Genomic DNA, 18,861 nt, shown 5'->3' with positions numbered 1-18,861 from the left:
GGTTCGGTGTTCCCGATTGCCTAGTCGATTAGTGCCATCTTTCTGAAGATCTCGTTTCGGAATGCTAGCTCTTCGAAGCGACCCTGGTCGACGATGCGCCCGTCTTGCATGAAATAGATAATGTCGCAATCCTGCACTGTCGTCAGCCGATGAGCAATGATGACGATCGTCTTGGTTCCGGAGAAATCGTGGATCGCGTCCATGATGAGCTGCTCGGTGATGCCGTCGAGTGCGGCCGTCGCTTCGTCTAAGACAAGCAAATCAGCGTCGTGGTAGAGCGCGCGGGCAATACCGACACGCTGGCTTTGGCCTCCGCTCAATTGGACGCCCCGCTCTCCGACCTGAGTCTCCAACCCGAGTGGCAAGGAGGCGAGCAGCTCGTCGAGATGGGCCATTCGCGCGGCGTTTCGCACCCGCTGATCGTCGATCCGCTCGGCCGGCACGCCGAAGGCGATATTCTCGCGAATGCTCGAGTCGGCAAGAAAGATGCGTTGCGGGACGAAACCGAGGCCGCGCTGCCAAGCAGGCAAATTCGATGCCTGTAGCGCTTGTCCGTCGATTTTGATCTGTCCCGCGTTCGGGGAGACGAGGCCAAGCAACAAGTCTACGGTGGTTGATTTGCCGGAGCCGGACGGTCCAACGAGTCCGACCACCTTCCTTGCAGGTATACGCAAATCGACACAATCGAGCGCAAATGTCGTTTTGTTCGGATAACGAAAGCTGACCTGCTCGAAAAGGATCTCGGATTGAGCCGTCAGGCGTTCATCGGATGAAACCGGTTTGTCGGTGGGGGCTGCGCGGACTGCTTTGTCTGCGAGGCAACGGCGCAGATCCTCTTCGATGGAACGAAAGGCCGGCAGTCCTCCTTGGAGCGTCGCGAGACCCCGATAGATCTGCTGGAAGGCAGGCAACAGCTTGTAGGCTGCGAAGGCATATACGGCGAGGGTCGGCAAGACCCGGCCCATGTCTCCGTCCTTCGCCGACAAGAGGTAAAGAACCAGCGCGATCAAAGAGCCGAAGGCGGCCAGCTCGATGGCATACTTCGGCGCATCACTCAAGGTGGCGTTCTGAACCTGCACTCGCGCGAGCGAATGGCTGGATTCACGAAAAGCGTCGACAAACGTCTGTTGGCGACCCAGCAGCATCAGCTCCTTGACTCCGCCGAGCGCCTCCGTAATCAGCTTGTAACGGAATTGATTCGTTCGACTGAGCTCAATGCCGCCGCGCTTGAGGCGCGCGCGAACCCAATAGAACAGAAGCCAATAGCAGCCCCCGAAGACGGCAACACCCACAAGGGCGATAACCGCGTCGTAGATCACAAGACCGCCGACCATCAACACGGCGAATACCGCCGCAGCGTTGGTATACAGTAAGGAGGAGACGACATTGCCGGTAAAGCGCGGTAACTCCCCGGCGAGCTTGTGGATGAGGACGCTGCTCGGGACGGAGGCGTGGTAGAGCCAAGGACGATTCAGATAATAGGAGAAAAGCTGGGTACTGAGCTCCGCGCCGAGTTTGTGGGAGTACTTGGATATCGTCCAGGTACCGTACATAGAGATGAGACTGCTCACGACAAGGATCAGAAGGATCGCGATGCCGAGGTACAGGAGAAACTGGTTCGGTGTTTGGAAGCCGGTAAGCTCGTATAGCCGCGCGAGCATCCCTTCGCCCTCCAAGCGGGACATATCGGCTACGACGCTCATAAATGGGGCGATGGCGACGACACTTGCGATCTCCACAAAGGCCATCAGAAGGACAAGAGCCTGGATACCGAGCACCTGCCGGACTTGTGCAGGCGAGAGGACTCGGTTGATGTCTCGAAGCAGTCGAAGCATGTTTTGCGGCTCACTCATCGTTCGTTGCTCGACCGCAGCCCAGACCTTTGCCCGGGCGTAGGATGCTGTCAGAAACGCGCGTATTGCGACCCTGCATTGCCTATTCGGCGTCGAGGGGTGCTGCGGAGACCTCGAGCTCGATTCGGCGATTCACCCAGGGTCCTTGAATCCGTTCCTGATCCGCATCGATCTTAGGCTCGGCGTGTCCACGCCCCTCGTGGTCGAGACGCTCGTCCGGTATGCCTTGGTCGGCCAGGTATCCGGCGACCACACCGGCGCGTCTGCCCGACAACCACTGATTCACGGATTCGGTCCCGGAGCTGTCGGTATGGCCGACGACCCTGATCTGAATTCCACCGGCATCTTTGAGCGCATCCGCGACCTGCCTTAGGTTCCGCCTTGCTGCGGCGTCGAGCTCGGAGCTTCCGTCCGCGAACTGGACCGATCGCCCGAGATTCGCAATCAAACGATCGCCGTTCCGCTCGGTTTCGAATGAGAGTTGCTCGAATCGGCGTTCTAGCGACGCGAACTGTTCGTTCTCGTTTTCGCCGGGCTGAAGTGTGTCGGCTGCGGTCGATTCCGGTGCGGCGTCCAACGCCTGATCCGGAAGCGGGTAGGTGGCCGGAACTGCGGGTCGGGTTGTGGTGCCCTCGAAATCACTCGACTGGTTGACCGGTTGGTCATTTGCGATCGGTGCCGCCGATGCGGGTACCGCTTCGCCCGGCAGCTCCGCCTCGGGCAAAGCATTCTCTGCGTCTTTGGCCGGACTATCGCTGCCAGCGGAGCGCGCCTCACCTTCTAGACGATCCGGCGAGTCGTCGATCGAACCAGGCGGGCGCTCGACGCTGGATGCGGGCTCCGAGGGTTGCTCCGGCCGGGCTGCCGGCACCGCCGGTGTGTCGGACGCCGGGCTGACCGGGCTTCCCGTCAGGGGATCCGCCTGATCTGTCGTCGGTGCGGTGGTGACCTTTGCCTCATCCGGCGGCTGTTGGGTCGGTTCAAGCCATTCGATTATTGTGGTTCGCACTTGCTCGCTCACGCTGGAGCCCCCGAACCAGACCGCAGCAGCGACGATGGAGAGCAGGATTGCCGTTGCGGCTAGGACTCCGGGCCATCGACTGCGTTTTTTGTCCAGTGATGAGGGCGGCGGCTCGCCTACGATGAATAGCCGATTGGGCGATCCGCCAGGTGATTTTGCTGCCGATGTCTCTGCCGGATACGGCTTACTCGAACCGGCTCCATGTGCTCCGGCGATCCCCGTTTGCATCGTCGGCGCAGGAACGTCGGGGATCTGCAGGGCGCTCGCGGTCGAGGGGAGTAACTCCTCGTTAGCCGAAGCCCTTGGGTGAAGTGGCGTCGGCAGGGGTCGATCAGGCTGTTCGGTGCTCGAAAGCCTCGATAGCGCGTCGGTCTGCATTGGCGAATGCCTTGCGGCTTCCACATCGGCGGAAGCCGGAGTCTGCGATACCGAAACCGGGTTGATCTCGCCTCCTTGCGCCGTCGTTCCCGCATCCGCTAGGACAGCAGACTTCCTGCCCGCATCGATGTCTTCCTCGTTTGCGTCCTCATCCGGGTCATCGAGCCGTTGGCGGGGTACCGGGTGTTCAGACGCATCCCGGTCGATCGGTATCAAAAGGTGATTGGCATGGGACGCGATGAATTCATCGATCGCGGTTCCGGTGATCTTTTTTTCGCCTGCGCCGTAAGCGTAGACCAAGGCGGTATCGCAAATCAGGTTGATGATGCGGGGGATGCCGCCGCTGTAGTGCTGAACGGCGTGACACGCATCATTGCTGAAGATGGGATATCTACCGCCAGCGATAAAGATGCGATGCTGGATGTAGTTTTTTGTCTCTTCAGCGTCAAGTCGGCCTAAATGGTAGGAGGCGGAGATGCGTTGGACGAACTGCTCGAGGTCGGAATGCCTCAGAAGGTCTCGCAGCTGCGGTTGGCCCAAGAGCATGAGCTGGAGAATGAGGTCTTTGCCTGAGTTGATGTTGGAAAGAAGGCGAAGCTCCTCAAGTTTCTCGACGCCGAGGTTTTGAGCCTCGTCGACGATGAGAAGAACGCGCTTGCCGTTTGCATAGCGATCAATAAGAAAGTCGACGAATGCCTGGTGCAGGTCGAGCTTGGTGCCGCCGGAAACACGAATGTCAAATGCCAAACATATCCAATGGATCAGGTCGCCGAGCGATTGATGGGTGTTGGAGATGAGCCCTACGGTGACGTCCGTGTCCAGCCGATCCAGCAAATAGCGCATCAGTGTGGTCTTACCGGATCCAATCTCGCCGGTAAGGACAATAAAGCCGGCTTGGTTCAGCAAGCCGTATTCGAGGAGAGTGAGCGCCTCTTGGTGCTTATGGCTTAGAAATAGAAAACCGGGATCCGGGAGAAGCGAGAACGGCTTCTCGTGAAGGTCGAAAAAGGCTTCGTACATCCTCGGGCTCCAACTGGATTCGAACGGCTTCCATATTGCGGCGCGCGCTGCGGGTCTGCAGGCGCGCCGCACCGTCACCAGTTTAGCAAAACGCGAGGCGGTCTGGCGTGCATCGATTGTGGATCCCGGAAGTGTCTCTCGCGCTCGACCATGTCGGTGCCCGAGTTCAGGCCACTCGGGCCGGGCGCGGCATGCCGTTCAGCGCTCGATCATGATGTAGCCGCCCACTTCGAGCGTGTGTCGGGTCTCGGCGTCCAGCGACTGCTCTTCGACGACGCGAAGCTCGACTTCGCTCGAGGTCTTGTATCTCCAACGCAAGGTCGAAGGATCGGGACCGTTGAAGGTTTGCATGTCCGCGATCAGCACCGGGGGTTCCGAGAAGTGTCCTCGGTAAGTGATCCGATAGGGTCGATCCGTGAGCACGTTGCCGGTTCGATTCACGACGTAACGAGCCCCGCCGACTTCGCCCGAGGAGGGCTCCCAGGCGACGTAATCGATGGTCTCGGCGCCGTGCTTTCGAGTGCTCGACTCTTGCTCGGTCATCCCGATCTTGAAGCCGCTGCGGGAAACGTCAGCCGTCCTGGTCGTCACTGCCATGTGATCGCGATAACTGGAGACTGATGCCGCGACGACGGGGGGCGTCGTGAAGTCTGACGTAAACGATGTCATCCGTTGGGTGCCTGTGACGTCGGTCACAATCCGGCCTGCCTCGACTTGGGCGCCTCCTGGCAATCGGTGGCGTCCGCGCTCGACTACGATGTAACCTACGCGCTCCGGTTGCGCCGGTCGCGGAAGATAGTCCCAAGCTTGGAGTCGGATCCAGAAACCGCTCGGCTCGACACCGTCGATTCGGATCACGGACGGATCCCTGCCGTCTTCGCTGCTTGTGGTCGAAACAACAATGGGATCCGAGAAGCGCTGGTTAAAACTGACCCATTGCCAGGCGTCGCCGACCATCGCCTCGCCTGACTCAACGATTGATTCGACGGTCTGTCCGCCTCCGGAGATGCTGACCTCCGTGGAAAAGGCGCTGACTAAGGACCGATCTGCATTTCGCGAGCGCACCACGAAGTAGTAGGTTGTCCCGGTGTCCGGGGCGTCCAGCGTCAGGCGATTGGTCGATGCACCATTGGAGGTTGCGTCCCTGCGCCATTGGTAGCGGCCGCTGGAGGTTCCGAAGTGGACCTCGTAGCCGACGATACGCGGGTCGTCTCGCACCGGCGTCCATTCAAGGGTCACGCTTGAAGACGCGAAACTTGTTGGAGGTGCCCAAAGACAAAGGGTGAGAGTGAGCGTGAGAGTGAGAGTGAGGGCTGAGCGTAATCGCTGTCGGCTATCGCGTTTCGTGGACTCGGACAAATGCGTCGGAGTGCTGGTTCGTCGCCAAACAATCATGTACTTCCCCAATACGGCTCGCGCTTCCGCTTCGCGATTTCGGTCATTAGTTCGCGCGCTCATCGTGAGCGGTTCAGGAGGCGCAGCCGCAATCCTCGGCAACAGTTCCGCCGCAGGTGTTTCCCTGCTGTTAGATGGCGACCCGGCCAGGATCAGGACTTGCGAATGGACGAAAAATCTGATGAGAGCACTCGTGTGATGATTGAGTGCCGTGCTTCGGGCCAGTCTGTCGGATTGCTTTATCCGCGAAGATTGCGGATTGTAAAGCTCAGTATTGATTCGTATGCCGTAGTGATCAGAAGTATCAGGTCTCCAGCTCAATGGTCTCCAGCTCAATCTCAGGTTAAAGTCTACAGAAGCTTTGCTTTCGGGTAAACCCTTGGTTGCTGAGTGATGGTGGTGGGCTTGAATTAACGTCGGGGTTCGGAACCTGTTACGCTCGGTCCAGGATCAATTTCACGGAGGTATAACGAATGAGGGCTCGTCGATCAATAGGGCTAGGATGCAAGATTATTGCGTTCGCTGTGATGGTGGGGCCAGCGCTTGCACTTGAGCCGGAACCTGTCGGAAGCGGAGGTGGCGGAGTCGGGCCAGCGCCGTTAGGGGCCGATGCCGAGGCGTCTGCCTCGGCCCTCGCGGGTCTAGCGCGAGGCTCGGTTGCCGAACTGAGTGTTGAAACTGTGGAAAACGGTCTGCCGAAACCGCCGGGCGGTGCTCCCCCTTCGCGCACGGAAATCCTGGCGATGGTCGAGCGGATGGCAGGCCGCCATGGCCTGGATCTCGATCTTGTTCATGCGTTGATCCGGGCCGAGTCGGCATACGACGCCCATGCCGTGTCCCCCGCCGGGGCGGTTGGTCTCATGCAGGTGATGCCGGCTACGGCCGCCGACTACGGCGTCTTTTCGGTCGAAGCGCTCTTTGATCCGCCAACCAACCTCGATACCGGGATGCGGCATTTGAAGCGGTTACTCGAACGTTACGGCAGCATCGGCCCCGCAGTCATGGCCTACAACGCCGGCGAGGGGGCCTTGGAGCGAAGCGCAGGATTCGTAACCTATCCGGAGACGCAGCGGTATACCCATGCCGTTCTTGTCGCCTATCTTCGAAAGAAGGGCGTCCAGCCCTACACAGCGCAGGCGAAGCAGTTGGTCGGAATGGCCGTGACGCCGGCAATGGCCAATGCGGCTGTCGCTAGCGGCGGGCGCTCGGCTGATGTCAATACAGAGGCGGTCTCGTTGATCGACTCTCAAGAGCGCGCACCTTTGACCCGGCTTAGCTCGCGCTTATCCCCGGCCCTGTCACGTCGTTCCGAAGCGGAGTCCGCCGCGCGCGCAGCCAGTCCCGCGGTGGCTCAAGGTGTGCTGGAGCGGAATCGAATGCGGTTTGCGCGTGAGTCCAGGTGAGCCGTGACGGCTGTTGATGCAGATCATTCGGAGAATGCAGCCGCGGCTAGGATAATGACCGGCTACCTCATGACAATCCTCTTGGTACGAGAACCCGCCATGCCCGCTGCTCAACGTTTGCTATTTCCCCTGACCTTACCCCTGCGCCTGATCCCAAGTGTTCTGCACAGCCAAACGCTGGCGACCGTGTTGAACCAGGTCATGAAGGAATCCCTCGCTGAAGGCGAGCTGGATTTTCTGGACGGCCGTCGGGTCGGTATCGAGATCGACGATATCGGGGTCCGCTACTGCCTGGGTGTGAGCGGCGGCCATATTCGCGGATACGGCAAGGATCAGCCGCCGGACGCGAGCGTTGCCGGCGGTTTGCGCGAGTTCATGTTGTTGGCTGCGCGGCGCGAGGACGCGGATACACTGTTTTTTCAGCGCCGCTTGCGGATGTCCGGGGATACCGAACTGGGGCTCTATCTGAAGAACTTTTTGGATGCATTCGAGCCGCCGGAGCGCTGGGCGCCGCTCACCCGAGCGCTTGATCGTGTGGCGGGGTTGCGCTTTCCGGGACGTTAATGGTTGCTGCCGGGCGTTTTCACAGGCGTAGGTTGTGCTGACGTTGGGAAGCACAACGTCCGCCGACGGTTGGTTGTACCCCGCACGGCTCGGCACACCCCAAACCCCAAGGAACTCGTGACACCCGCTCCGCGGTGTCACGCGTGGCGCTCTGAGCCACGATGGCCGGAATTAAAACGAGTGAAACGACGAGGCTAAACCCGTCGCTCCATCGGGCTGTTCGCGATCCCGGCCTGCCCCGTCCAATACCCGTCGCAAAGGCCCGAGGGGGTCCAGTCGCGAAGCTTCGACATCCCGGACGCGAGATCCATGTCGCCGGTCAGACAGGCGGCGAAGACCTCGATAATGCCCGCGGTGTGTTGAGACTGCGGGCTGATGCGCAGCAGATCCACACCCATGCGCGTGACCTCCTGCAGTGAGGGGAGCAGATTGTGGGTGCCGGCCGATTGGGTCTGGATCCCGTTGAGCGCCAGGAAGGGCTCACCGTCCTGGGTCGCGACCAGCAGGCCATCCGGGTAGTCGGCGCAGCAGAACCGGCAGTCGTCCTTGGGCAGATCGCGATTGTAGGCGGTGAAACAGCGCGCCGAATAGGCGAGCGGCAGGCGCCCGAAGGCGAACAGCTCGCATTCCACCCCGTCCGCGCGCGCGGCCAGCAGGTCGGCGGCGGTCTCGCGGCCGAGTTCCACCGGCAAGACCCAGCGTTTAAGGCCGCGGGCGACAAGGAAGGATAGGGTGCGTTGGTTGTAGAGGTTGATCGAGTGACCGGCCACGAACGGACGCCCTTCGAGAAACTCCAGTGCGGCCAGATCGTTGGCCTCGACGAGAAAGCGCTCGTCGGCACAGATGCGTTTGAGGGTCTTGAGCTCGCCGTCGGATTCGATCAGGGCCAGTGTCGAGATCACCGCCTCTTTGCCGGCGGCAACGATCCGCTCTGCCAGCTCCCAGTAATCCTCCGGGCGCAGCAGGCGACGCTTCGAGCAGATGGTCTCTCCGAGATAGATGACGTCGACCGGGGTCTCGAGCATCTCGGCATAAAAGTCGAGAACCTGCTCGCGCGACCAGTGATAGAGGATCGGGCCGAGTGAGAGGCGCGGGCGTGGCGTTTGGCTCTGCATGGAATCCATTGTCATCGTCGTTCCGGATCAAAACGCATCGAAGGTTCAGGTGTGTTCAAGGAATCGACCGGCGTTCATGGGCGAATCAATTCGCCCCTACAGGTCGCGGGCTCGGTCTAGGGGAGCAGTTCAGAGATCCGAGACCATCCGAGATCATTTCCGTTGTCGTTGTCGTTGTCGTTGTCGTTGTCGTTGTCGTTGTCGTTGTCGTAATCGTGGTCGTTCTTCGATGGTCGATTACGACAACGATAACGACAACGAACGTACTTGACACATTGGCCGTGCTGCACTAGTGCCAAGGCCGGTGATAAGGGCCGATGGTTGTCTGCGCACCTTCCGAGACCTGAGCAAGGGTTTGATGCCAGCTCTCTTTCGCGCGGAACGCCTGCGGATTGCGTTTGCAGGCATCGATCGCCTCGCGCCACACCCCGGTGACCTGCGAGACATAGCGAGTGCTGCGCTGACGCCCTTCGAGCTTGATGGCGCTCACGCCGGCTGCGAGGATGCCCGGCAGGATGTCGAGCGTGTTCAGGCTGGTCGGCTCCTCGATGGCGTGACGGATCTCGCCTTCGACCGTAAAGCGTCCCTTGCAGAGCGTCGGATAACCGGCAGGCTCGCCGTGGCCGCGCCGCTCGATGAGGACGCCGCCGAGCCGGGTCTCCTGGCCCTGCGGGGTATCGCGCCATTCGACATGCGCGGCCGGCGAGCAGGCGCCGAAGGTGTTGGGCGACTGACCGCTGGCGTAGGACGACAGCAGGCAGCGCCCCTCCACCATGACGCAGAGGCTGCCGAAGCCGAAGATCTCGACCGGGACCTCGACGTTCTCGATCAGGTTTGCGACCTGGGCCAGCGAGAGCACGCGCGGCACCACGACGCGACGGATCCCGAAATGGCGATGCATGAAGCCGATCGCGGCCGGATTGGTCGCCGAGCCCTGCACCGAGAGATGCAGATTGAGGTTCGGATGACGCTCGGCGGCATAGTCGAGCACGCCCATGTCGGCGAGGATCAGGGCATCGACACCCAGGTCCGCGGCCCGATCGACCGCGGCGGTCCAGCGCGACCAGCCGCTCGGCTGGGCGTAGGTGTTCACGGCGACGAAGACCTTGACCTTACGGTCGCGGGCGTACTTCAGACCCTCGCGGATCTGTTTTTCGCCGAAGTTCAGGCCGGCGAAGTGACGGGCATTGGTGTCGTCGCGAAACCCGATATAAACGGCATCGGCGCCGTTGTCGACGGCGGCCTTGAGCGACGGCAGATTGCCGGCAGGACAGACGAGCTCCATACAGGGTGGTCTCCGAGGGTCAGGCTGTACTTGCGAGTTGTTGATGGGAAGCGGGCGCGGCGTGATCGCCTTGATGCGAGCCGCGTCGGTACAGCTCCGCTTCGATGGCGTTCAGGACCGCCCATTTGCGGTTGCACCACGCAGGTGCGAGCAGGACATCACGCGAGGCGGTGCCGGTGAGGCGATGGAAGGTCACCTCGGGCGGCGTGCGCTCGACCATGTCGGCGCAGATGTTCACGTAGTCGTCGAGCGCGAGCGGTGTGTAGTCGCCGCGTCGCCAGTCGATCGCCAAACGGGTGTGGCGCACGACATGCAGCGGATGGATCTTCAATCCCGCGACGCCGGGCTCGAGCACCCGCTCCAGGCTCGACAAGGCCGCCTCGCGCCCCTCGCCCGGGAGTCCGACGATCAGGTGTGCACAGACCGGGATTCCGCGACGGCGTGCGGCCGCAACCGCGGCTCGGAAGTCCGCGAAGTCGTGCCCGCGATTGACCCGTTCGAGCGTGCGGTCGTCCGCCGACTGAAGGCCCAGCTCGAGCCAGATCTCCTTGCCGCGTGCGCGATAGCGGGCGAGCAGGTCCAAGACGGCTTCCGGGACGCAGTCCGGACGTGTGCCGACCGAGAGCCCGATCACGTCCGGATGGACGAGTGCGGCGTCGTAGCGCTCGCGCAGCGTCTCGATCGGGTCGTAGGTGTTGGTATAGGCCTGAAAGTAGGCCATGAAGCGGCGCGCCCCGGTGCGTTTGGCGATGACCGCGCGTCCGGCATCGAGCTGCTCGGCGATCGGTGCCGGTTCCGTCGCGTTGGGGCTGAAGGAGACATTGTTGCAGAAGGTGCAGCCGCCGATCCCTTTTTGACCGTCGCGATTGGGGCAGGTGAAGCCCGCGTTCAGCGCGAGCTTGTGCACCCGCTGACCATAACGGCTCAGCAGGTACTGACCGAAGGTGTTCACGCGAGCGCTGAGGGTGCGGTGCTGGGTCGGGGGGGCAGACATCCGCGCAAACCTAACCGGGATCGAGTTTCGGCCGTTTGACCCAAGTCAATGGAAGGTCAATCGGCGTTTCCGACGACCCTTAAACCGCGTCCAGAGCGACTCGGCCACATCGGCAGTGTCCAGGTCGCCGACCGCGACCGCCCGGGTACGCCGACTTCAGTCGGCCTCCCCGAGCACACCCGCACGGCGGACTGAAGTCCGCCTCCCCGGGGGCCGACTGAAGTCGGCGTACCCGGGTGTGGGGCCGAAGTTTTGCGTCCGGCTTGGGGGACCTAAGAGGCATGGACGAGAGGATGACCAAAGCATCGTTGTCGTTGTCGTAATCGTGGTCGTGGTCGTATCGCTGGTCGGTCACGACAACGACAACGACAACGACAACGACAACGACAACGACAACGAACGATCTCGAACCGCATCCTCGACACGCCGAAACAGCTCGACCCTGCGGGCAGCCTCGTCAACCGCATGGCCATGATGAGTGGCCTTTGCTGTACCATTTTGTGCAGTGCAAGAAACTACCGCCGATGACCGAATCGATATGACCGCCGCCGCCCAGCAACGGATCCGCGAGATCCCCTATAACTACACCTCTTTCTCCGACCGGGAGATCGTGATCCGCTTCTTGGGCGAGCCCATGTGGCGCCTGATCGAAGAGCTGCGCGGGAGCCGCCGGACCGGGCGTTCGGCGCGGATGCTCTTCGAGGTGCTCGGGGACATGTGGGTGGTCACGCGCAACCCTTATCTTCAGGACGACCTGATCGACAACCCGGAGCGTCGCAGTCTGCTGCTGCAGGCGCTGACGCATCGGCTCGATCAGTTCGAGCTGCGGCTCAACGACAATCGCCAGGCCGGCGAGCTTCTCGCTGCGGCGCGTGCGGCCGTGCAGCGCTTTGCGGATTGGTTCGAGGAGGAGAAGGCGCAGCGCGCGCGGTTGCGCAAGGCGCTTGCCGGGATCACGCACAAGGACAACCTGGACTTCGGTGGTCTGGCGCGGGTCTCGCACGCGACGGATGCCACCGACTGGCGCGTGGAGATGCCCTTCGTGGTCATCTCGCCCGACACCGAGGCTGAGATCGCGCCGATCGTGCGGGCCTGTATCGAATCCGGTCTGACGCTGATCCCGCGCGGCGGCGGCACGGGCTATACCGGGTCGGCGGTGCCGCTCAAGGCGATGACGGCCGTCATCAACACCGAGAAGCTCGAAGATCTCTCGGGCGTGGAGCGTATCGCGCTGCCCGGCGTCGAGGGCGCGGTGCCGACGGTGCGCTGCGGCGCCGGGGTGGTGACGCGTCGGGTCTCTGACCTCGCCGATCGGTCCGGTCTGGCCTTCGCCGTCGACCCGACCTCACAGGATGCCTCCTGCATCGGCGGCAACGTGGCGATGAACGCGGGCGGCAAGAAGGCCGTCCTCTGGGGCACGGCGCTGGACAATCTGGCCTCTTGGCGGATGGTGACGCCCGATGCGGATTGGCTGGAGGTCGAGCGTCTGGATCACAACCTCGGTAAGATCCACGAGCAACCGCTGGTGCGGTTTCGCATCCGTCGTTTCTTGGCCGACGGGGTCACGCCCAAGGGCGAACCCGAGATCCTCCAGATGCCCGGCTCGGCCTTGCGCAAGGCGGGACTCGGCAAGGACGTGACGGACAAGTTCCTCTCCGGCCTTCCCGGGGTCCAAAAGGAAGGCTGCGACGGGATCATCACCTCGGCGCGCTTCGTCCTGCATCGGATGCCGGATCATGTGCGCACCGTCTGTTTGGAGTTCTTCGGGACGGATCTGGATCTGGCCGTGCCGGCCATCGTCGAGATCAAGGACTATCTCGAAGCCCTGCCGGGCTTACAGATGGCCGGGCTCGAGCATCTCGACGAGCGCTATGTCCGCGCGGTGGATTACACCACCAAGGCCGCACGGCGCGAGCTGCCCAAGATGGTGCTGATCGCGGATCTGGTGAGCGACGACGAGGCGTTGGTCGACATGGCCGCCGCTCAGGTCGTGACACTCGCCCGGGCGCGCGACGGGGAGGGTTTCATCGCCGTCAGCCCGGAGGCGCGCAAGCGCTTCTGGCTCGACCGCGCCCGTACCGCCGCCATCTCGCGCCACACCAACGCGTTTAAGATCAACGAGGACGTGGTCATCCCGCTGGATCGCCTTGCGGACTACAGTCGCGGCATCGAACGGATAAATATCGAGCAGTCGATCCGCAACAAGGACGCCATCATGGCGGCCGTGCTCGAGTATCTCGCCGGGGATCTTGGCAGGGATCTCGCCAGGGATCTTGGGTGCGCGCGCGGGGAGGGCGACTATCAAGACTCGGTCGAGGCCGTCGCCATCCTGAGTGCCAAGCGCGACGCGGCACGCGAGGCGGTACAAGCGGCGCGGCAACGCTGGCAGACCATCTTGAGCGGCTTGGACGAGGCCGCCGAAGAGCATCTGGATCGACTCGGCGACACGGAGAGGGCCCGTATTCGCGAAGGCGATACGCTGCTGTCCATGATGCTCCGTCGAGACCTCTGCCAGTCTTACCGCAAAGAGATCGCAGAGCGTCTGGACGAGATCTTCGGCGGCAAGGATCTGGCGCGCGTGCGCGAACGCTTGACCGAGATCCACGCCCAAGTCCGCGACTCGCGCCTCTTCGTCGCCCTGCACATGCACGCCGGCGACGGCAATGTGCACACCAACATTCCGGTGCATTCATCGGACTACCTCATGCTCCAGGAGGCCGACCGCCTGGTCGCCCGCATCATGGCGCTGGCAACCGATCTGGGCGGGGTCATCTCGGGCGAACACGGCATCGGCATCACCAAGCTGCAGTTCCTGGAGCGCGAGAAGCTCGACGCCTTCGTCGTCTACAAGCAGCGTGTCGACCCGCACGGGCGCTTCAACCCAGGCAAGCTGATGCCGGGCTCCGGGCTTGAAGGCGCCTACACGCCGTCGCTGCGATTGGTCCAGCAGGAGGCCATCATCCTGGAGGAGACCGAGCTCGGCGCACTCAACGACGACGTCAAGCACTGTCTGCGGTGCGGCAAGTGCAAGCCCAAGTGCATGACGCACGTGCCGCGGGCGAATCTCAACTATTCGCCGCGCAACAAGATCCTGGGCACGGGGCTCATCATCGAAGCCTTCCTCTACGAGGAGCAGACACGTCGCGGTCTCTCGCTGCGTCACTTCGAGGCGATGAACGACGTGGCGGATCACTGCACCATCTGCCACAAGTGTCTGAATCCCTGCCCGGTGAACATCGATTTCGGCGATGTCACCATGCGGATGCGGCGCATCCTGATCGATCGCGGGAAAAAGCGGTTCAACGTCGGCTCCTGGGCGGCGATGCAGTTCCTGAACGTCACGGACCCGCGCGCGGTGCGACTGCTCCGCAAGGGGTTGGCGCAGTGGGGCTTTGCGGGGATGAACCTCGGTCATCGCGTCGCCAAGGCGTTGCGATTGACCGCGAAGCGCACCGCCAAGCCGGGCGCGACGAGTCATCGTCCGGCGCTGGCGAGCCAGGTGGTGGATCTGGTGAGTCGTCCGATCCGGGTCGAGCTGCCCAAGCGGACCTTTCGCCAGATCCTGGGGCTGGAGGACAAGACGCAGGTGCCGATCCTGCGCGATCCTCGGGTGGCTGCGGAGGACGCCGAGGCGGTCTTCTACTTCCCGGGCTGCGGCTCGGAGCGACTCTTCTCCGATGTCGGGCTGGCCACACTCGCGATGCTCTATGAGCAGGGTGCCCAAACCGTGCTGCCGCCCGGGTATCTGTGCTGCGGCTATCCGCAGCGCTCAGCCGGGCTCGAGGAGCGTGGACGCCAGATCACGATGGAGAACCGCGTGCTTTTCCATCGGGTTGCCAATACGCTGAATTACATGGATATCCGGACGGTCGTGGTCTCCTGCGGGACCTGCATGGATCAACTGCTCAAATACGAGTTCGAGCGCATCTTCCCCGGCTGCCGCCTGCTCGACATCCATGAGTGGCTGATGGAGAAGGGCATGAGTCTGGACGGTGTCGAAGGGGTTCAGTATCTCTATCACGACCCCTGTCACTCGCCCATGAAGACCCATGCGCCGCTCAAGGTCGCGGCGAGTCTGATCGGCCAGACGGTCATGCTCTCGGATCGCTGCTGCGGCGAGGCAGGCACGCTCGGGACCGCGCGGCCGGATATCGCCAATCAGGTGCGGTTTCGCAAGCAAGAGGAGTTGACCGCCGGGATTCATGCGCTTACCGGACTGGATGTTGTTCGGGCCGGCGAGGTCAAGCTCTTGACCTCCTGCCCGGCCTGCCAGCAGGGTTTGGCCAAGTACACCGACGACACGGGTCTGAAGACCGACTATATCGTCGTCGAGATGGCCGGTCGGATGCTGGGCGAGGGCTGGCAGCAGCGGTTCTTGGATCGGGTGCAGGACGGGGGGATCGAGCGGGTTTTGTTGTAAGGCTGAACCGCGTCCGGTGCCTCCTGAGGTGGCCACTGCATTTGGCCTGCGTTGGAGCTAATCTCTAACTCGGCGAGACGCGGTTCAGGATGTCTGAAAAGACGATTCAGAGACAAGGCGAACATTTTAGTTGGACGCGTAGGATGGGTAGAGCGTCAGCGAAACCCATCCTCCAAACCGCCGCGTTGCCGGGTTTCTGTCTGTAGAGCGTCAGCGAAACCCATCCTCCAAACTTTCCTTGGCGAGGGCTGTGACCGGGATGTCGTGTAATCTTTTTCAGGACCTTCCCCAGATCGATCATGGCGAGGCGTTCGAGGAGCTGTTGCGCTGCTCCAACGTCCGGATCGAGCGCATCCTGAGCAGCGATCGACCCGAGTCCGTCCTCTACGATCAGGTCCAGGACGAATGGGTCTGCCTGCTGCAGGGCGAGGCGGAGCTTTGGGTCGACGGAGAGACGCTCACCTTGCGGCCCGGCGATTATTGCTTCATCCCGGCGGGGACCCCCCATCGCGTCCTCAAAACCTCGACCGAGCCCCGTTGCCTTTGGTTGGCGATCCATATTCACGGTCAGGCGACCGAAGCTTGAAGGCGGTTTGATGGACTCGGCAATCAACTTGATCCCGGATCACGCACTGCGACCGCTCGTGGATCGTCTGCTGCTCGAGCAGGGGCGGCTCGATCCGCTCGAACTTCTGCTTGCGGCTGATCTGCTTGCTTACGAGGATTACGCCGCCTGGCGGACCGGTCGTCGCTCCGAGCTGCAGGGCACGCTCCGGGCGGCACCGGAGGTGGTTGCGGACTTTCTGGAAGAGGCAGGTGCCTATGCCCGCCGACAAAAGCTTGTGGCCGTCGCGCTTGAGCACACGGCTTGGGGCGATCGGGAGCGCCCCTTGTGCATCGGTCCGGATGCGGAGCTGACCCGCGCCTGCGCGTTGTCCTATGCGCCGCCCCCGGAGCGTTGCCAACTGGACCTGTTCCAGGACAGCACGGCGGTCCTGCTCGAGGAGGATGTTCGCACGGCCCTGGTCGAGCACCGCATCGATCGCGCACGCGATCAGGTCGCCCGGTTGATGCATCGCGAGCCAGGGCATCCGCGACTCGGCGGCTTTCTCCGATTGATCCAGGCCCTCGACGATGCCGATGCGAGCGTGCACGGCGGGCGCGTCGAGGAGCGATGGCACGAACTCGAAGAGATCGGTCCCTTGGCCGGACAGCTTCTGGGCCATCGGGCGCGCGATTTCCTCGGAACTCTGTGGGCGGGCTTGGCGGAGCGGCTGGCCGGGCGTTCTTTCGGCCGGGGTTCGGGCGAATGTCACGCGGCGATCGCCTGGACCCGGGCAGGGCGGTGGGAGCGCGCACGCGAGGCGATCGAGGCGGAGCGCGATTGGCGCGACCAGCCAGCTCTTGTCCTCGTGCATGCGGAGGCTTGTTGGCGAGTTCATGATCCGTTCGGTGCGCGTCGAGACTGGTTGTGGCTCTGTCGCGAGTCTCCGTCGGCGGCCGAGCGCGCCTTGCGTGACCCGGCGTTTCCGGATCGTCGCCTGGCCGACCTTTGGGCCGTGTTCGGCGATCTCGATCTCGACGATGACTTGGTGACGGAGGATTTTCCGGCGTGGCTCCTGCTGCAGGATCCCGGCGCCTTTGCGGCGATCCCGCCGACCGAGACGTCGACTGACGATCGCGACACGGCGTATCGGCTCCTGCATGGGTTGGTGACCGGGGAAGACACGATCGACCGGCGTCGCGCGCTGGGCGAGATCCATCCGGATCTGCTGCGGCAGTTTCTGGTGTCTCGACGCTGCAGGTGAGGCGGGAGGTCTTCGCCTGCTCCGAGGGGCGTCTCGACGGGGAGGATGGGTTTTGCTTTGCTCTAGCGGTGCCGGGACCGAGGTGTTGGAGCCTGGAGGATGGGTTTCGCTTTGCTCTAGGGGTGCCGGGACCGAGGTGTTGGAGTCTGGAGGATGGGTTTCGCTTTGCTCTACCCATCCTACGCTGCGTTTGTTGTGGGGGTGATTAGGGGCATGGGGCGAAGAAGGCGTTGTTGATGGCTTCTTCGCATTGTTTTCCGCTCTCGGTGACGAGGCTCGGGTCGGCGCCTTTGAGCCATTCTTCCTGTTCCATCTCCCGCAGTTGGCGTGCGGCTTCGCAGGCGGGTTCGCGCCAGCAGGTGCGGGCGGCGCCGCACACTTGGAGCACCAATTGCTCGCAGGGTGAGGCGCCGGTGAAGCGGTCTCCGGTCAGTGGCTCGGTCGTGCCTTCGGTCGCTTCGGCAGCTTTGGCCGGGTCGGCATCGGGGGTTGCCGACTCGCTCGGCGCGCCGCTCGGGGCCAGCATGTCCGTCGTCGGCACCACCCGGCCGCCCTCGATGCGGATGACCGAGCCGTCTTCGAGTCGGTGCACGCCGTCCCAGAGTTGGGTCCGGCGACCGTCCTGATCGAGGACCGGGCGGTTGGTGCGCGGATCGACCTCGACCTGACCGCCCCGTTGCAGCGGCGCGGTCCAGGTCGCGTCGGCGTGGGCGTGGACGGCACAGAGCAGCAGGATCGCTGGAACTGCGCCGAGGCATGCCGACCAGGGCAGTCTTTCGGTGTTGTGCATGGTTACCTCCGATCAGAGCCGATTCTCCATCACCAGAAACCAAGGCCGGCGCGGTACAGGCTTGAGCCGTCCTTGGGCGTCGAGCTCGAGGATGCTTTTGGAGACCGAGTTGCGGACGTTCCCGCCGATGACCTCGAGTGTTTGGCCGCTTTTGCCGACGACCAGATCGCAGTGGGTCTCCGCGCCCTGGAGCATCCCGGCGCTGATGTAGCCGTCGATCGGACGCACCGGGGTGCGGCCTCGCGGTGCGCAGACCAGGTCGCCCGGCCGGGGACTGTAGTCCTGAATCCGCCGGGGAACGAAATAGCGACCCGGATAGCTTGCCTCCTCGACCATGGCGGAGAGATAGACCCAGTGGGCGATCGCCGGGCGGAACTGGCTCGTGGGCACGCCCGCGCTCTGCATGACCCAGCTGATGAAGGCGGCCGACCAGGGCTGGCGGCAGTCCAGGCCATCGAGCGCGGGCTTGTTGACCGCGCGCCAATAGACGTTGACCCGACTGAAATGGGTGTAATCGTCCTCCCAGGCGCCGACGTGGGGGATGCTTTCCTCGGCGCCCTTGAAGACCACGACCTGCCGATCAAAGTACTCCCACTCGCGGGTCGCGCGTTGGATCATCGCCTGTTTGAGCCCCGGGTTGGGCGAGGGCGCCTGCCCGATGGGGCGTCCGGCCCAGGTTCCCGGCGCCTCGCCGGGGCGCGGGGCAGGGGCTCCGCAGGCGACCAGGGTCAGGCAGAGCGCGACAAAGGCGATTCGGAGCAGGACCTGCTCGGCCGGATGCGGCACGGAGGAACAACTCGGCATGGGACGGACTC

The 18,861-nt window shown here is 62.9% G+C and carries 13 protein-coding genes; 5 read left to right on the top strand and 8 right to left on the bottom strand.

What is annotated here, in order from left to right; all coding sequences use genetic code 11:
• Positions 1-20: 20 nt before the first annotated feature.
• The 3 genes from BDD21_RS24365 to BDD21_RS24355 all read right to left on the bottom strand — a co-directional run bounded on the left by BDD21_RS24365 (position 21) and on the right by BDD21_RS24355 (position 5,511).
• The gene (locus BDD21_RS24365; RefSeq protein WP_245969799.1) at positions 21-1,853 is read right to left on the bottom strand and encodes an ABC transporter ATP-binding protein; all 1,833 of its coding nucleotides are present in this window, start codon (positions 1,851-1,853) and stop codon (positions 21-23) included.
• 82 nt (positions 1,854-1,935) lie between these two features.
• The gene (locus tag BDD21_RS29305; RefSeq protein WP_425470285.1) at positions 1,936-4,095 is read right to left on the bottom strand and encodes an OmpA family protein; all 2,160 of its coding nucleotides are present in this window, start codon (positions 4,093-4,095) and stop codon (positions 1,936-1,938) included.
• A 375-nt stretch (positions 4,096-4,470) separates the two neighbouring features.
• Positions 4,471-5,511, bottom strand: a complete 1,041-nt coding sequence (locus tag BDD21_RS24355) for a fibronectin type III domain-containing protein (protein WP_147431210.1) — start codon at positions 5,509-5,511, stop codon at positions 4,471-4,473.
• 899 nt (positions 5,512-6,410) lie between these two features.
• On the opposite strand from BDD21_RS24355, the gene BDD21_RS24350 reads away from it, so the two are divergent.
• Together BDD21_RS24350 and ubiT are read left to right on the top strand one after the other, a co-directional pair.
• Entirely contained in the window at positions 6,411-7,070 is a 660-nt protein-coding gene (locus tag BDD21_RS24350; RefSeq protein ID WP_245969793.1) for a lytic transglycosylase domain-containing protein, read from the top strand.
• A 99-nt stretch (positions 7,071-7,169) separates the two neighbouring features.
• A complete protein-coding gene (gene ubiT, locus BDD21_RS24345; RefSeq protein WP_120800114.1) occupies positions 7,170-7,634 on the top strand; it encodes a ubiquinone anaerobic biosynthesis accessory factor UbiT in 465 nt (154 codons plus the stop codon).
• Between the two features lie 194 nt (positions 7,635-7,828).
• On the opposite strand, the gene ubiV is transcribed toward ubiT, so the two are convergent.
• The 3 genes from ubiV to mnmL form a co-directional block, all read right to left on the bottom strand.
• On the bottom strand, positions 7,829-8,758 hold the full coding sequence (ubiV, locus tag BDD21_RS24340; protein WP_120799374.1) for a ubiquinone anaerobic biosynthesis protein UbiV: 930 nt from the start codon (positions 8,756-8,758) through the stop codon (positions 7,829-7,831).
• Between the two features lie 280 nt (positions 8,759-9,038).
• A complete protein-coding gene (ubiU, locus tag BDD21_RS24335) occupies positions 9,039-10,034 on the bottom strand; it encodes a ubiquinone anaerobic biosynthesis protein UbiU (protein ID WP_120799373.1) in 996 nt (331 codons plus the stop codon).
• Between the two features lie 19 nt (positions 10,035-10,053).
• Entirely contained in the window at positions 10,054-11,028 is a 975-nt protein-coding gene (gene mnmL / locus BDD21_RS24330; protein WP_120799372.1) for a tRNA modification radical SAM protein MnmL/YtqA, read from the bottom strand.
• A 538-nt stretch (positions 11,029-11,566) separates the two neighbouring features.
• Between mnmL and BDD21_RS24325 the strand changes: the two genes are divergently transcribed.
• The 3 genes from BDD21_RS24325 to BDD21_RS24315 all read left to right on the top strand — a co-directional run bounded on the left by BDD21_RS24325 (position 11,567) and on the right by BDD21_RS24315 (position 17,256).
• Entirely contained in the window at positions 11,567-15,448 is a 3,882-nt protein-coding gene (locus BDD21_RS24325) for a DUF3683 domain-containing protein (RefSeq protein WP_120799371.1), read from the top strand.
• Positions 15,449-15,707: 259 nt separating this feature from the next.
• Positions 15,708-16,034, top strand: coding sequence for a cupin domain-containing protein (locus tag BDD21_RS24320; RefSeq protein WP_120799370.1), 327 nt, complete (start codon positions 15,708-15,710; stop codon positions 16,032-16,034).
• Between the two features lie 10 nt (positions 16,035-16,044).
• Positions 16,045-17,256 (top strand): hypothetical protein, encoded by a 1,212-nt coding sequence (locus BDD21_RS24315; protein ID WP_120799369.1) that lies wholly within the window; start codon positions 16,045-16,047, stop codon positions 17,254-17,256.
• Between the two features lie 205 nt (positions 17,257-17,461).
• On the opposite strand, the gene BDD21_RS24310 is transcribed toward BDD21_RS24315, so the two are convergent.
• Entirely contained in the window at positions 17,462-18,046 is a 585-nt protein-coding gene (locus tag BDD21_RS24310) for a hypothetical protein (RefSeq protein WP_120799368.1), read from the bottom strand.
• 12 nt (positions 18,047-18,058) lie between these two features.
• The gene (locus BDD21_RS24305; protein WP_120799367.1) at positions 18,059-18,850 is read right to left on the bottom strand and encodes a DUF2272 domain-containing protein; all 792 of its coding nucleotides are present in this window, start codon (positions 18,848-18,850) and stop codon (positions 18,059-18,061) included.
• Positions 18,851-18,861: the final 11 nt, after the last annotated feature.

The sequence above is a fragment of the Thiocapsa rosea genome, from assembly GCF_003634315.1.
Lineage (GTDB): Bacteria > Pseudomonadota > Gammaproteobacteria > Chromatiales > Chromatiaceae > Thiocapsa > Thiocapsa rosea.
Note: the sequence above shows the minus strand (reverse complement) of the source record. Positions and strands in the feature narration are given on the sequence as shown.